At 70.9% G+C, this 13,091-nt stretch carries 11 protein-coding genes; 4 read left to right on the top strand and 7 right to left on the bottom strand.

All coding sequences use genetic code 11. The features are described 5' to 3' along the window. Positions 1–58: 58 nt before the first annotated feature. The 4 genes from WJ16_RS08475 to WJ16_RS08460 all read right to left on the bottom strand — a co-directional run bounded on the left by WJ16_RS08475 (position 59) and on the right by WJ16_RS08460 (position 4,058). Complete coding sequence (locus WJ16_RS08475; RefSeq protein ID WP_069256682.1) at positions 59–1,114, bottom strand: beta-keto acid cleavage family enzyme; 1,056 nt, start codon at positions 1,112–1,114, stop codon at positions 59–61. Positions 1,115–1,231: 117 nt separating this feature from the next. Then, complete coding sequence (locus WJ16_RS08470) at positions 1,232–2,080, bottom strand: TauD/TfdA dioxygenase family protein (RefSeq protein WP_069256681.1); 849 nt, start codon at positions 2,078–2,080, stop codon at positions 1,232–1,234. Positions 2,081–2,090: 10 nt separating this feature from the next. Then, positions 2,091–3,071: a quinone oxidoreductase family protein gene (locus WJ16_RS08465; RefSeq protein WP_069256680.1), complete on the bottom strand. Its 981-nt coding sequence runs from the start codon at positions 3,069–3,071 to the stop codon at positions 2,091–2,093. 18 nt (positions 3,072–3,089) lie between these two features. Further along, a complete protein-coding gene (locus tag WJ16_RS08460) occupies positions 3,090–4,058 on the bottom strand; it encodes a universal stress protein (protein WP_069256679.1) in 969 nt (322 codons plus the stop codon). A 240-nt stretch (positions 4,059–4,298) separates the two neighbouring features. Here WJ16_RS08460 and WJ16_RS08455 point away from each other — a divergent pair, with 240 nt between their 5' ends. The 3 genes from WJ16_RS08455 (at position 4,299) to WJ16_RS08445 (ending at position 9,273) form a co-directional block, all read left to right on the top strand. Further along, positions 4,299–7,001 (top strand): winged helix-turn-helix domain-containing protein, encoded by a 2,703-nt coding sequence (locus tag WJ16_RS08455; RefSeq protein ID WP_069256678.1) that lies wholly within the window; start codon positions 4,299–4,301, stop codon positions 6,999–7,001. A 265-nt stretch (positions 7,002–7,266) separates the two neighbouring features. Then, the gene (locus WJ16_RS08450) at positions 7,267–8,391 is read left to right on the top strand and encodes a porin (RefSeq protein WP_069256677.1); all 1,125 of its coding nucleotides are present in this window, start codon (positions 7,267–7,269) and stop codon (positions 8,389–8,391) included. Between the two features lie 177 nt (positions 8,392–8,568). Further along, positions 8,569–9,273, top strand: a complete 705-nt coding sequence (locus tag WJ16_RS08445) for a glutathione binding-like protein (RefSeq protein WP_069256676.1) — start codon at positions 8,569–8,571, stop codon at positions 9,271–9,273. A gap of 234 nt (positions 9,274–9,507) precedes the next feature. On the opposite strand, the gene WJ16_RS08440 is transcribed toward WJ16_RS08445, so the two are convergent. Beyond that, positions 9,508–10,050 (bottom strand): MarR family winged helix-turn-helix transcriptional regulator, encoded by a 543-nt coding sequence (locus tag WJ16_RS08440; protein WP_069256675.1) that lies wholly within the window; start codon positions 10,048–10,050, stop codon positions 9,508–9,510. Between the two features lie 129 nt (positions 10,051–10,179). On the opposite strand from WJ16_RS08440, the gene WJ16_RS08435 reads away from it, so the two are divergent. After that, positions 10,180–11,358 carry an MFS transporter gene (locus tag WJ16_RS08435; RefSeq protein ID WP_069256674.1) on the top strand — a complete coding sequence of 393 codons (1,179 nt, stop codon included), beginning with the start codon at positions 10,180–10,182 and terminating at the stop codon, positions 11,356–11,358. A 22-nt stretch (positions 11,359–11,380) separates the two neighbouring features. Here the strand turns inward: WJ16_RS08435 and WJ16_RS08430 are convergent, their stop codons facing one another. Then, the gene (locus WJ16_RS08430) at positions 11,381–12,250 is read right to left on the bottom strand and encodes a hypothetical protein (protein WP_069256673.1); all 870 of its coding nucleotides are present in this window, start codon (positions 12,248–12,250) and stop codon (positions 11,381–11,383) included. A 93-nt stretch (positions 12,251–12,343) separates the two neighbouring features. Further along, positions 12,344–13,072, bottom strand: coding sequence for a precorrin-4 C(11)-methyltransferase (gene cobM / locus WJ16_RS08425; RefSeq protein WP_069256672.1), 729 nt, complete (start codon positions 13,070–13,072; stop codon positions 12,344–12,346). Positions 13,073–13,091 lie beyond the last annotated feature (19 nt).

The following is a 13,091-nucleotide window of genomic DNA, read 5'->3' as shown; positions in this document are numbered from 1 at the left end:
CGCCACAACGATCGGCGGACGGCGGCCGCGACGGCCGCCTGCGGGGATGCGCGGCGCGTCAGGCGGCCCGCAGCGGCACGTTCGGCTGCCCCGGCCGGCGGTTCGGCGCCATCCCGAGGTGCGCGAGCGTCTCGTCGATGCCGTCGTACTGCACGCCGATCCGGTAGATCGCCTTCGCCTCCTTGCCGGTGGCGATGTCGCGCCCGAGCTCGCGCGCGATCCGCACGCACTGCTCGACCTGCTGCACCGACGTCATCCGGTTGCCCTTCTGGTCGATGATCGTGTCCTCGATCCCGCAGCGCGGATGCAGGCCCAGCGCCATCGCGACCGTGTTGATCGGCAGCACGTTCTTCATCAGCGATTCGAGCGTGATGCACGCGCCGTCCGGGCAGCGCCGCACGAATTCCATGAAGTTGTACGGGTTCGGGCCGTCGAAGCCGCCGCCGATGCCGACCCACGTGACGTTCAGCGGGCCGCGATAGACGCCGCGCCGGATGATCCGTTCGAGCGTTTCCAGCGCGTGCATGCCGGTGAGCTGGAAATGCGGCTGGATGCCGGCCGCCTGCAGGCGGCGCAGGTGTTCGTCGACCCAGCCGGGGCCGGCCGGCACCGTCATCTCACGGTACGCGTTCCACAGCGCGGCTTCGTTCAGCGACGTGCCGGCGATATCCTCGCGGTTCATCAGCTCGGTGATGTTCATCTGGACGGTGTTGATCGCCACCGTCACCTGGTCGGGCTTCGGCGTCAGCTCGGCGAGCATGTGGCGCGTGTCGTCGGACAGCCACTTCGCGTCCGCGCCCTCGCCTTCCGGCGCGAACGAAATCGAGCCCCCTACCTGCAGGATCATGTCGGGTACCGCTTCGCGCAGGCGGCCGAGCAGTTCGTTGAACTTCGACAGCCGCTTGCTGCCGTGGCCGTCGAGTTCGCGCACGTGCAGGTGCAGTACCGTCGCCCCCGCGTTGTAGCAGTCGACGGCCTTCTGCACGTGCTCGTCCATCGTCACCGGAATGTCTTCCGGAAAATCGGCGGGCATCCATTCGGGGCCGTACGGCGCGACCGTGATGACCACCTTGTCCTGGTTTTCCGGGTGCAGCGAATCGTCGAGAAATTGCATGTCGTCCTCCAGTGGAAAGCGTTGTATTGCGGGCGTACGGGCGTGCGTATCCCGCCGCGCCGGGCGGCTGGCCCGGCGCGTTGCATGGGGTGCGGATCGGTTACGGCGCGGCGGCGCTCAGAACGGCACGTCGCCGACGATGCCCGCGCGCTCCATCCGGCGCACGCACGGCGGGTAGTCCATCACCGCGTAGTGCTGCGTGCTGCGGTTGTCCCAGAGCGCGACGCTGTTCTTCTTCCAGCGCCAGCGCACCTGGTATTCGGGGATGGCCGCCTGGCTAATCAGGTACTGCAGCAACTGGCCGGCGCCGGGGTTCGCGTCCTGCCCGACACGCACGCGCGCGGGCGTGTGGAAGTTCGTGAAATGCGTGGTGAACGCGTTCACGTACAGCACCTTCTCGCCGGTTTCGGGGTGCGTGCGCACGACCGGATGCTCGGCGTCCGGGTACTGCGCCTTCAGCGCGAGGCGCTTGTCGATGGGCATCGCCGCGCCGAAGCTCGCCTCGATGCTGTGACGCGCGCGCAGGTCGTCGATCTGCTGCTTCACGTACGCGGGCAGGCGCTCGTATGCGAGCACCATGTTCGCCCACATCGTGTCGCCGCCGACCGGCGGACCGTCGACGCAACGCAGCACGCAGCCGAACGGCGGCGCCACGCGCCAGCTCGCATCGCTGTGCCACGCATTCTCGTAGCGGTCGTTCGGCTGGTCGGGCGACTTGTAGATCCGCACGAGCCCCGGGTGCTCGGGATCGCTGCCGGCCACCGGATGATCCTCGAGCTCGCCGAAGCGCCGCGCGAACGCGACGTGCTCGGCGCGCGTGATGTCCTGGTCGCGCAGGAACAGCACGCGATGCCGCAGCAGTTGCGCGCGGATCTCGGCGAACAGGCCGTCGTCGTGCACGGCATCGGCGAGGCTCACGTCCAGCAGTTCCGCGCCGATCGCGCAGGTCAGGGGTTCGACTCGCATGGGCGTCTCCTCAGACGATGAACACCGACGAACCGGTCGTCTTGCGCGATTCGAGATCGCGGTGGGCGTGCGCGGCGTCCTGCAGCGCATAGCGCTGGTTGATCCCGATCCGGATCCGGCCGGCGGCGACGTGCGCGAACAGTTCGCCGGCCAGGTCGCTCTTCTCGGCCGGATCGGCGATGTAGTCGGCCAGCGCCGGGCGCGTCAGGTACAGCGAGCCCTTCATCGCGAGACGCTGCGGATCGAACGGCGGGATCGGGCCCGACGCGGTGCCGACGCACACCATCAGCCCGCGCCGCTTCAGCGAATCGAGCGAGCCTTCGAAGGTATCCTTGCCGACGCTGTCGAACACGACGTCGACGCCCGCGCCGTCCGTCAGTTCGCGCACGCGTTTCGCGACGTCCTCGCGGCCGTAGTCGATCGTATGGTCGCAGCCGTGGGCGCGGGCGATCGCGGCCTTGTGCTCGCTCGATACGGTGCCGATCACCGTGAGCCCGAGCAGCTTCGCCCATTGCGACACGATCAGCCCGACGCCGCCGGCGGCCGCGTGCAGCAGGATCGTGTCGCCCGGCGCGAACGCATGGATGCGGCGCAGCAGGTAGGCCGACGTCAGGCCGCGCATCGTCATCGCGGCGGCCGTCTCGCACGAAATGCCGGCCGGCAGCCGCACGAGCGGCGCGGCGGGAATCAGCCGTTCGGTGCTGTACGCGCCGAGCGTGTTCAGAAAGCCCGTGTAGGTCACGCGGTCGCCGACGGCGACGTTCGTCACGCCGGGGCCGATCGCGTCGACCACGCCGGCCGCCTCGACGCCGATACCGGCCGGCAGCGGCACCGGATACAGGCCGCTGCGGAAATACGTGTCGGCGAAGTTCAGGCCGACCGCTTCGTGCCGCAGGCGCACCTGGCCCGGGGCCGGGTCGCCGACGTCGACCTCCTCCCAGCGCAGGACCTCGGGGCCGCCGGTTTCGTGGAATCGCACTGCATGGGCCATCTTGTTCTCCGTAGGGTGTCAGTCGGATGCGCGGCGCGCATCGTCGGGTTCGTTCGGTTCGTTTGCTTCGATTGCACGCGGCGGCGGCGCGGGAGGGCCGTCCGCCAGCGATTGATCCAGTCCGGCCCAGTCCGCGTCGGCGAGGTAGCGCCGCGCGGCCGGGAAAATCACGCCTTCCATCCGTCCCATCTGCTCGAACGCGCCGTGCGCATAGCGGGCGAGCGCCGCGTCGAACGCGGCCGACGGCAGCCCATCCGCGGCGATGCGGGCGAGCGCATCGAGTGCTTGCGCGTCGCGCTGCCGCTGGCGGTCGAGCTCGTCCAGTTCGGCCGCGACGCATTCGGCGCGCACGCGCAATGCCGCGAACAGGCGTGCTTCGGCGGCCGTAGCGACGCGGGCGCGCTGCAGTGCGGCGAGCGATGCCAGCGCATGCTGCGCGTCGGCCGCCTGCCGCTGCCGCGCGGCCGGGCCGGCGTCCGTCGTTCGCTGCGCGCCGCACGCCGTCAGCACATGCAGCAACGCGCCGACCGCGCGATGTGCATCGAGACAACGCGCCATCACGCGCGCCTCGGCAGGCGATCGCCGACACGTGCACACGAGCACCGGCACGCCGCTCGTCGCGAGCAGGTCTTGCCGTTGCGCGCGGGCCGCCGCGTCGGCGTCGGGCGGCAATGCCGCGACGCCGATCAGGTCGCAGCCGAGTTCGGCGGCCAGCGCGCCGGGCGCGGCGTCGCCGGCCCCCGGATGGCCGGCCCCCGGATGGCCGGCCCCCGCGATCACATGGGACAGCCCCTGCGCCCGTGCGGCGGCTTCCACTTTCGCACCGTGCTCGGGCCGCCGCGCTCCGGATAAACGCGAGTCCGGCGCGGCGCCGCACAGCATGAACGTGACCCGGGCGCCGACCGCACGCGCCAGTTCGAGCGCATGACCGATCGCGTCGATGCCGCCGGGCGAGCCGTCGACCGTCACGAGCAGATGGCGGTACATCGTGCCGCTCCGCTTAGCCGGCGAGCGGCGTGCCGCGCCGCGTGCCGGTGGATACGATGTTCATGGCCCCTCCTCGTTGCGTTCGTCATGGATCGGAACCCATGCTATCGACGCGGTGCCGGCGCGGCCCCACTCGTCGCGGGGGGGATTGACGCGCGAACGCGGTTCGACCGATCCTTCCCCCCACACCCACCCCGAAGCCGGCTCGCATGGCACCGCCGGATTCCGACTGCTGCCCCGATGGCCCACCCACCCGATCGCGCCGACGCGCCGCCCACCGAACTGGTCCTGAAGACGACCGCACCGCGCGTGCCGGCGCAGTTGCTGGCCCGCGCGCGGCTGAGCCTCGCCGCGCCCGCGTTCGACGGACGGCCGGTCACGCTCGTGCAGGCGCCTGCCGGTTACGGCAAGACGTCGCTGCTCGCGCAGTGGCGGCGCGAGACGCTCGCGCTCGGCCGGGCGGTCGTGTGGCTGTCGGCCGACGAACGCGACGATGCGGCGCGGCTGCTGCAGGGGCTCGTGCAGGCGGTGCGGACCGGCTGCGCACGGCCCGGCTTCGGGCGGCTGATTCCGCTCGGCGCGGCCGACGCGGCGCGCGCGCTGGAGGGCGTGACCGCATGGCTCGCCGAAGTTGCGCAACTGTCGATCGATGCGCTGCTGATCGTCGACGATGCGGAGCGGCTGCCGCCGGCCGGCGTCGATGCGCTGACCTACGTGCTGCACAACGCACCGCAGAACCTGCATGTCGTCGTGGCTGCGCGGCGCGGGCTCGACGTCGTGGCCGGCGACCTGCTCGCCGGCGGCCAATGCACGCTCGCGGGCCCCGACCAGCTGCGCTTCACGCTCGACGAGACGATCGCGCTGGTCGGCGCGCGCTTCGCGCAGCGGGTCGATGCCGACGCGTGCGCGCGGCTGTTCGAACGCGTCGACGGCTGGCCGCTCGGCCTGCAGCTCGCGATGGCCGCGATGGCGCGCTCGGCCGATCCGCGCCAGGCGGTCGACGCGCTCGCCGCCCGCGTGGACGGTACGCGCGACCGGCTCGTGGAGTTGCTGCTCGCGAACCTGTCGGCCGACGACACCGCATTCCTGACCCGCACGAGCGTCGCCGATCGCCTGCATCCGTCGCTGTGCGCCGCGCTCGTCGACGACGCCAGCGCGCCCGCTCGTCTCGCACGGCTCGCACGCGACACGCCGCTGTTCATTGCGTCGGACGATTCGGACTGGTGCCGGCTGCATCCGCTCGTGCGCGACACGCTGCGCGACCGTCTGGCCGCTGACCCCACCGCCCCGCGCAGCGTGCTGCATGCACGTGCGGCCGCATGGCTCGACGCGCACGGGATGACAGAGGAAGCCGCGCGCCACGCGTACGCGGCCGGCCAGTTCGACGTGGCGTACGCGCTCGCGCAGCGGTGTCTCGAGGATGCGATCAAACAGGGCCGCATCAACGACGTGCTCGACTGGCTCGCGCTGCTGCCCGATGCGGAACTCGACAAGCGTCCGACGCTGCGCGTTGCGGTCGCATGGGCGCTGGCGCTCGGCGAGCGCCACGTCGAGGCGCGGCGCCAGATCGCGGGCATCCTCGCGGATAGCGGCACGCCTGCGGCGATGCGCTACGAATGCGCGCTGATTCTCAGCGCGGCCGCGTACTACGCCGACGAAATCGACCGCTTCGTCGAGCTGTTCGAGCCGTGGGCCGACTTCACGCCGCCGGCGGCGACGTGGCTCGCGCAAATGCACGCGAACCGGCTGTCGGCGCGCGCGATCATCGTCGGCGAACCGGCGCGGGCACGCCGCTTCCAGCACGCGGCGCCGCGCGGCGAGACGGCGGCCGGGTACGGCTATGTCGCGCGCTGGGGCGAGCTGATCACGGGCCTGAGCTACCTGTGCGAAGGCCAGGTCCGGCTGGCCGACGACACGCTGTCGCCGGCGCTCGCACGCGCGGAAGCCGACCTCGGGCGCCGCCATCCGCTGACCTGCATGCTCGCGGCGATGTGCGCGGCGCTCGCGTACGAGGCCGACCGCGTCGACCAGGCCGCCGCGCTGCTCGCGAACCGGCTCGACGTGCTCGAGCATGCGGGCACGCCCGATACGGTGCTGCTCGGCTACCGCACGGCCGCGCGCATCGCGCTGCTGCGCGGCGTCGAGCATCGCGCGATCGACCTGCTCGAAGCGCTCGATGCGATGGGCGTCGCGCGCCGTCTGCCGCGCCTGTCGGTCGCGAGTCTCGCCGAGCAAGTGCGCATTCATGCGGCGCGCTATCGCGAGGCGACCTGCCATGCGCTCGTCGAGCGGATCGATGCGATCGCCGCGGCCGAGTTTCCGTCGCACGGGCCGCTGTGGCGGCGCCCGGTCGTGCTGCTGCAGGCGAGCGCGCACGCGGGCGCGGCGCTCGCCGCGCGCCGCTGGGACGACGCCGGCGCCGCGCTCGACGAAGCCGCCGTGCTGGCCCGCGAAATGAGCCTGGGGCAGGCGCGCATCGAGATCATGGCGCTCAGCGCGTTTGCGCGCGAACAGTCGGGGGGCGGCGGTCGCGCGCTGCTCGACGAGGCGATGAACCTCGCGGACCTGTACGGGCTCACGCGCACGCTCGTCGACGCGCATCCGGCCGTCGCCGACTGGGCGCGCCGCGCCGGCGACGAAGCCGCGGCGAACGCCGGCCCCGCGCGGCACGTGCTGCCGCAGCCGCGCATCGTGCCGCCCGCGCCGCGCGCCGCGGCCAGCCCGCGCGCGGTGCCGAGCGTCGTGCTGACGCCGAAGGAGCGCGCGATTCTCGAACTGCTCGCGCGCAACCTGTCGAACAAGGAGATCGCGGTGGCGCTCGCCGTCGGCGAGGAAACCGTGAAGTGGCACCTGAAGAACCTGTTCGGCAAGCTCGACGCCAGCTCGCGCAAGCATGCGGTGCGCCGCGCGCTGGTGCTCGGCCTGCTCGAAAGCGCGCCGTAGCGCCCGTTCCGCGGCTTCGTCCGGTCGGGCGTGCTGCCGCGCCCGCCTCCCTCGCCGGTCTGCCGATTTCCCCTCCGGCCTCCCGCCGATTCTCCGCAACCCTGCCCCCCGCGCGTGGGGGGGAGCGGCCGTTCGCCGTTGCGTAGTCTTTCCGCACGGCTCGCACGGGCGAGGCAGGTCTTGTCCTTGCGTCAGCCTCGAGGCTTCCCCGCTTTACCCGGCCGGGCTCGATCCCGTCCGGTTCAATACGACCCCTGGAGACTCCATGAAGACGAAACTGGCCGCGCTCGCGGCGCTTGCCGGCTGTTCGGCGTTCGCGCACGCGCAATCCTCCGTCACGCTCTACGGCGTGATCGACTCGGGCCTGATGTACCAGAGCACGTCGGCAGCGTCGTTCAGCCCGAGCGCGCCGAATACCGGCAAGGTATTCCGCATGAAGGACGGCGGCATCTACTCGAGCTTCTGGGGCATCAAGGGCAGCGAGGACATCGGCGGCGGCTACAAGATCAACTTCAAGCTGCAGGGTTCGTTCGACAGCGGCACGGGCAAGCTGCAGCTGAGCGATACGCCGGGCGCCGTCGCGATCTTCAACCAGGTCGCGTCGGTCGGCATGTCGGGCCCGTTCGGCTCCTTCACGGCCGGCCGCCAGATCGTGCCGATGATCTATGCGATGGCCGACACCGACGTGCGCAACGCGCAGTTCTTCGGCAGCGTGCTGACCGCGTGGCTCGGCCTGAATACGGCGGCCGGCTGGCCGGGCACGAGCACCAACGGCGCGATCGGCGCGCTGTACGACAGCAATGCGCTCGTCTATCAGTCGCCGGTTTTCGCGGGTGCGTCGATCGCGCTCGAATATGCGCCGGGCGGCGTGGCCGGGCAGATCCAGGGCGGCACGCGCGAATCGGTCGTGCTCAGGTATGCGAACGGCGGGCTCAACGCATCGGCCGTCTACTACAACGGGCACGACACGAACCCGGCGCCGGGCGTCGCGCCGACCGGCGTCGACAACAACCGCTTCGTCTACGTCGGCGCGAAATACACGATCCGCGATTTTTCGGTATCGGCGTCGTACGGCAACGGCAGGAATCCGTCGCACGCGGACAGGGTGAACCTCGACATGCTGTCGGCCGGCATCGGCTATCGCTTCACGCCCGCGCTGCAGCTGACGTCCGCGGTGTACTACCTGAAGGATCGCAACCGGTCCGAAAACCGGTCGACGGCGGTCGTGCTCGCGGCCGACTACAGCCTGTCGAAGCGCACGATGGTCTACGCGCAGGTCGGCCACGTGAACAACCGCGGCACGATGGACCAGATGCTCGTGTACGGGCAGCCGGTCGCGCCGGGCGTCGGCACGACGGCCGCGATGATCGGGCTGCGGCACAACTTCTGACGGCTGACGGCTGGCGGCAGCGTGGCGGGGCGCGCACGCGGCCGTCTCCGGCACCGATCGCCGGGATCGGCTACAGTGGGCGTTTTCGGCGCGCTCCGCCCCGCTGCCGTGCCCCCGACCATGGCGCGCGGCAGCCCCGACGGAGCGCGGATCATCCACTTCGACGAGCGAACCCCCATGTCCGACCTGTCCGCCTTCCCGATCACGCAAAAGTGGCCGGCCCAGCATCCCGACCGCCTCCAGCTCTACTCGCTGCCGACGCCGAACGGCGTCAAGGTGTCGATCATGCTCGAGGAAACCGGCCTGCCGTACGAACCGCACCTCGTGCGCTTCGACACGAACGACCAGTTCTCGCCGGCGTTCCTGTCGCTGAACCCGAACAACAAGATCCCGGCGATCCTCGATCCGAACGGCCCGGACGGCAAGCCGCTGCCGCTGTTCGAATCCGGCGCGATCCTGATCTATCTCGCGGACAAGACGGGCCAGTTGATCCCGCAGGATCCCGCCGGCCGCTACGAGACGATCCAGTGGGTGATGTTCCAGATGGGCGGCATCGGGCCGATGTTCGGCCAGCTCGGCTTCTTCCACAAGTTCGCGGGCCGCGACTTCGAGGACAAGCGCCCGCGCGACCGCTACGTCGACGAATCGAAGCGCCTGCTCGGCGTGCTCGATGCGCATCTCGCGAACCGCCAGTGGGTGATGGGCGATACCTACACGATCGCCGACATCGCGATCTTCCCGTGGGTGCGCAACCTCGTCGGCTTCTACGAAGCGGGCGACCTGGTCGGCTTCAGCGAATTCCGCAACGTCAAGCGAGTGCTCGACGCGTTCGTTGCGCGCCCGGCCGTCGCGCGCGGGCTCAACATCCCGGCACGAGGCTGACGCGCTACGCGGGCGCACGCGGTGCGGCCCGCGACCTGCGCTTTGCCCCGCCCGCCGCATCGCGCGGCGGGCTTGCCCGGTTCATCGCGAACTTCCGGGGCGCGCCGCGGAAAGCGGTCGGCGTTCGACGCCGGCCGGATGCGGTCGTTCGACGAGCCGCGCGCCATCGGCGAAAACCGGTCGCCCAGCTTTCTCGTCGTTATCCGCAACTGACGCCCGCCGCGTGCGTTCGCGTCATGCCTTCGACGGCGTGACCTTCCCTGCGCTCCTTTCCGCCTCTTTCGGCGCGCCGTCTCCCAGCCCCGCCAGCAGTTTCTCCAGCAACTGCGACAACGTCGCCTGCTCCGCATCCGACAGCACGGCCAGCACCGCGCGCTGATTGTCGATGTGCGCGACGACCGCCTCGTCGATCAGCGCGCAGCCGGCCTCCGTCAGCGCGACGAGCGTGCCGCGCCCGTCGGCCGGATTCGGCCGGCGCTCCACCCAGCCCGCTTTCTGCAGCCGGTCGATGCGCGCGGTCATCCCGCCCGACGACATCATCAGCGCGTCGTACAGCGCCGTCGGCGTCAGCGCGAAAGGCGCGCCGCCGCGGCGCAGCGTCGCGAGCACGTCGAATTCGCCCGGCTGCATCCCGTAACGCGCGAACAGCGGATTGAGACGGTCGCGCGCGATCACGAGCGCGGCTTCCTGCAGCCGCCCCATCACCACCATCGACGACGCGTCGAGATCCGGACGCTCGGCGCGCCATTGCGCGAGCGCATACGCGGCTCGATCCATTAACCCTCCTCGGCTCACCAGTTATCTTGACGTCGAGATAAATCGGCGTTTATCTTGATGTCGAGATACTTTACCTGAAAAACGCGCGGCGTCTCACGGGAGCCGCGCACCGATTTCGAGGGCCTTGCGATGAATCGCTTCACTTCCCCCGGATGGCGGCTCGCCGCCGTCGTGCTCGTCGGGCTGAACCTGCGGCCGGCGCTCGCGGCGGTCGGGCCGCTGCTCGACATGATTCAGCGCGCGACCGGCATCGGCGACGGCGCGGCCAGCCTGCTGACGACGATCCCGATCCTGCTGATGGGGCTCGGCGCGCTGAGTGCGCGGCGGCTGCAGCGCGTGACCGGCATCGCGGGCGGCGTCTGGCTCGGCGTCGCGCTGATCGGGCTCGCCTGCGTGTCGCGCGTCGGCGCACAGCACGCGTGGCTGCTGCTCGCCAGCGCGTGCTGCGCGGGCGTCGGGATCGCGATGGTGCAGGCGCTGCTGCCCGGTTTCGTGAAGGCGCATTTCGCGACGCGGATCGGCGGTGCGATGGGCGTCTATTCGACGTCGATCATGGGCGGCGCCGTGCTCGCGAGCGTCGTTGCACCATTCGCCGCGGCGCGCTGGGGCTGGCTCGTCGCGCTCGCGGGCTGGGCGCTGCCGGCCGCGGTGGCCGCGCTCGCGTGGCCGCTGGCGAGCCGCGGCGGCCCCGCGTTCGCCGCCGGGCCGGCGTCGGCTTCGAATGCGCAGCCGTCGCGCTCGCCGCGCGCGTGGCGGCTCGCGCTGTTCTTCGGCATCGCGACGGGCGCGTACACGCTCGTGCTCGCGTGGCTGCCGCCGTACTACATGCGGCTCGGCTGGTCGCCGACCGCGGCCGGCAGCCTGCTCGGCGGCGTGACGCTCGCGGAAGTCGTCGCAGGGCTCGCGATCTCGGCGACGATCGACCGCCTGCCCGATCGCCGGCCCGCGCTGCATGCGGCGATCGCGGCGCTGTTCGTCGGCTTGCTGGCGATGCTGGCCGCTCCGGAAGCGCTCGCGTTGCCGGCCGCGCTGCTGATGGGCGCCGGGATCGGCGCGCTGTTTCCGCTGTCGCTGATCGTCACGGTCGACCATGCGGCGACGCCCGCGGATGCCGCGTCGCTGACGGGCTTCGTGCAGGGCATCGGCTACCTGATCGCCGGGCTGTTTCCGTTCGCGGCAGGCATCGTGCGCCAGCATCTGGCGGACCTGACGCCCGCGTGGGGGGCGATGGCCTGCCTGTGTGTCGCGCTGTTCGCGCTGGCGGCCGGGTTTGCGCCGAAGCGGGCGCTGCATGCCGCGCGTGCGTAGCGTCGGCGGCCGCCCGGGCCGCTCAGTTGACCGGCTCGCAAAACGGGATCTTGTCGCGCAGCGCGTTGCCCGCCGCGGCCGGGTCTCGTCCGGCCGGCAGCGCGACGGTAACCGACGTATGCCCGGTCTTGCTTTGCGGTTCCTGGCCCGGCCAATGGCTCTCCTTCCAGGTGGCGATCCAGTCGAGATTGCCCTCGCTCGCGCCGGGCACGAAGCGCAGCCGCAGCGAGCCGTCGAAGTCTTCGCTGCAATGAGGCGAGTGCTGATAGTCGTGCTCGGTGAAGCAGGCGCGAATCTGCTTGCTGCAGCTGAACGGGAGCGTCGATACGCGCGGCGTGCCGGCATGCCCGCCGTCCGGCCGCAGTTCGACGAAGTCGGCGTTTTGCCAGCTTCCGCCACCGCCGGAGTAACTTTCGGACCAACCGGCCAGCACCGCGACCGCGAAGCGTTCGCCGCCCAGCGGATACAGCGCGGGGTAGATTCGAAGCGGCGGCGGCTGGCCGTCACCGTCGACCCGGTCGACGGGCCGGTAGTCGGAGAAGTCCCACTGCTGCACGATCTTCCAGCCGGCGGCGGACGCGAAACGCGCTTTCAGCAGCCGCGGGCCCGGCAGGGTCGCGTAGTAGATGCCCGACGTATCGTTCCTGGCCCGGTACAGCAAAGGCGCGTCGTCCGCGTCGCCGGACTGGCCGGTAGCGCCGCACGATGCCGACGCCAACGCGCAAAGCCGGTGCTGCCAGTCGCGATCGGGCGCGGCGGATTTCGCGACCTCGACAAAGGGCACCGCTCGGGCTTCATTCGCTTCGCCGGCGGCGCAGGCCGCGGATGCCGCCAGCAGCGCGACCGTCCATCCCGCCAGGGCGGACATGCGTGCTCGAATACGGGTACCCATTCAAAAGTGTCCTTGCAAGGGGGCTTGCGCGCCGCGCGGTGATCGCGCGACGTGGCCCAGTCTGCCTGAAAGTACCGGCGGCGCCGTGCGCAATCAGCCGGCGCTCGCGTACAGCGTCGAATCCGCGAATCCTTCGGCGTCGAGCACGCGCCCGATCAGGATCAGCGCGGTGCGCTCGATCTGCGTGCCCTGCACCTTGCCGACGATATCGGCGAGTGTGCCGGTCACGCGTTCCTCGTCGGGCCAGCTCGCGCGATAGATCACCGCGGCCGGGCAATCGGCGCCGTAGTGCGGCAGCACTTCGTCGACGATGCGGGCGAGATGGCGCACCCCGAGATGGATCGCGAGCGTCGCGCGATGCGCGGCGAGCGCGCCGAGCGCCTCGCCTTCCGGCATCGTCGTCTTGCCCGCGAAGCGCGTGAGGATCACCGTCTGCGCGACGCCGGGCAGCGTCAGCTCGACCCCGAGCGTCGCCGCGCATGCGGCCGTGGCCGTCACGCCGGGCACGATTTCGTATGGAATCCCGAGTGTCTTGAGACGGCGGATCTGCTCGCCGATCGCGCCGTACAGCGACGGATCGCCCGAATGCACGCGCGCGACGTCCTGCCCTTTCGCGTGCGCGCCGGCGAGCAGCGCGACGATCGCGTCGAGGTCGAGTTCGGCCGTATTGACGACCTGCTCCGCGCGATGGCCGTCGAGCACGGCCGCCGGCACGAGCGAGCCCGCATACAGGATCACCGGGCACGTACGCACGAGGCGCTGGCCTTTCACCGTGATCAGCTCCGGGTCGCCGGGGCCCGCGCCGATGAAATACACCGTCATCGAAAAATCTCCGTCAATT

Origin of the sequence: Burkholderia metallica (genome assembly GCF_001718555.1) — a bacterium.
GTDB lineage: Bacteria > Pseudomonadota > Gammaproteobacteria > Burkholderiales > Burkholderiaceae > Burkholderia > Burkholderia metallica.
This window is presented reverse-complemented; position numbering and strand designations above follow the sequence as displayed.

Bases quoted from the DNA above. Each gene is read 5' to 3' on its own strand.
- WJ16_RS08475 (WP_069256682.1), bottom strand. From the start codon at position 1,114: ATGCAATTTCTCGACGATTCGCTGCACCCGGAAAACCAGGACAAGGTG.
- WJ16_RS08450 (WP_069256677.1), top strand. From the start codon at position 7,267: ATGAAGACGAAACTGGCCGCGCTCGCGGCGCTTGCCGGCTGTTCGGCG.
- WJ16_RS08465 (WP_069256680.1), bottom strand. From the start codon at position 3,071: ATGGCCCATGCAGTGCGATTCCACGAAACCGGCGGCCCCGAGGTCCTG.
- WJ16_RS08460 (WP_069256679.1), bottom strand. From the start codon at position 4,058: ATGTACCGCCATCTGCTCGTGACGGTCGACGGCTCGCCCGGCGGCATC.
- WJ16_RS08455 (WP_069256678.1), top strand. From the start codon at position 4,299: ATGGCCCACCCACCCGATCGCGCCGACGCGCCGCCCACCGAACTGGTC.
- cobM (WP_069256672.1), bottom strand. From the start codon at position 13,072: ATGACGGTGTATTTCATCGGCGCGGGCCCCGGCGACCCGGAGCTGATC.
- WJ16_RS08445 (WP_069256676.1), top strand. From the start codon at position 8,569: ATGTCCGACCTGTCCGCCTTCCCGATCACGCAAAAGTGGCCGGCCCAG.
- WJ16_RS08470 (WP_069256681.1), bottom strand. From the start codon at position 2,080: ATGCGAGTCGAACCCCTGACCTGCGCGATCGGCGCGGAACTGCTGGAC.
- WJ16_RS08430 (WP_069256673.1), bottom strand. From the start codon at position 12,250: ATGGGTACCCGTATTCGAGCACGCATGTCCGCCCTGGCGGGATGGACG.
- WJ16_RS08440 (WP_069256675.1), bottom strand. From the start codon at position 10,050: ATGGATCGAGCCGCGTATGCGCTCGCGCAATGGCGCGCCGAGCGTCCG.
- WJ16_RS08435 (WP_069256674.1), top strand. From the start codon at position 10,180: ATGAATCGCTTCACTTCCCCCGGATGGCGGCTCGCCGCCGTCGTGCTC.